1 protein-coding gene is annotated in these 611 nt (G+C 59.2%); it reads left to right on the forward strand.

What is annotated here, in order from left to right; all coding sequences use genetic code 11:
* Positions 1–62 precede the first annotated feature (62 nt).
* On the forward strand, positions 63–611 hold a 549-nt coding region (locus EN780_RS36705; protein WP_281035420.1), incomplete at its 3' end, for a CorA family divalent cation transporter.

Here is a 611-nt window from a genome sequence, read left to right on the forward strand (position 1 = left end):
CTTCAGCCCCGGTTACGGAAAGGCTCCGCGGGCGGCATACTGCCTTGCCGAAGGGGCCATAAATGCTGCGCATCTACACGGGCCAGAACGGCCATCTGACAGCAATTGACGGCTTGCCGGAGGCCGAAGCTCTCGGTGCTCTCTGGCTCGACCTCCTCAACCCGACTGTTGAGGAAGTGAAGCTTGTTAAGGCGCATCTGGCCATTGATATCCCGACGCGCGACGAGATGGCGGAAATCGAGTTGTCGGACCGTCTTTATCATGAAGACGGCGCCGAGTTCATGACGATCACCGCGGTCGCGAATATCGAGGGCGAGGACCCTGTCAAAGCGCCGGTTACCTTCGTTATCAAGGGCCAGACGCTCGTCACTGTCCGCCACGCCGAACCGAAGCCGTTCTTGATCTATGCGGCGAAAGCACAGCGTACTAGCGGCCCTCCCTGCACGTCCGGCGAATTGGTGATGCTGGGTCTGATCGAAGCGATCATCGACCGCGCGGCCGACACGCTTGAGCGCATCGGCGACGAGATTGATGCACTCTCACGCGAAATTTTTCGCAACACGTCTCCGAGCGCCTCGAAGAAAACACGCAACCTTCAATCCCTTGTCGAG

This window comes from Mesorhizobium sp. M4B.F.Ca.ET.089.01.1.1, from assembly GCF_004022605.1.
Taxonomy (GTDB): Bacteria; Pseudomonadota; Alphaproteobacteria; order Rhizobiales; family Rhizobiaceae; genus Mesorhizobium; species Mesorhizobium abyssinicae.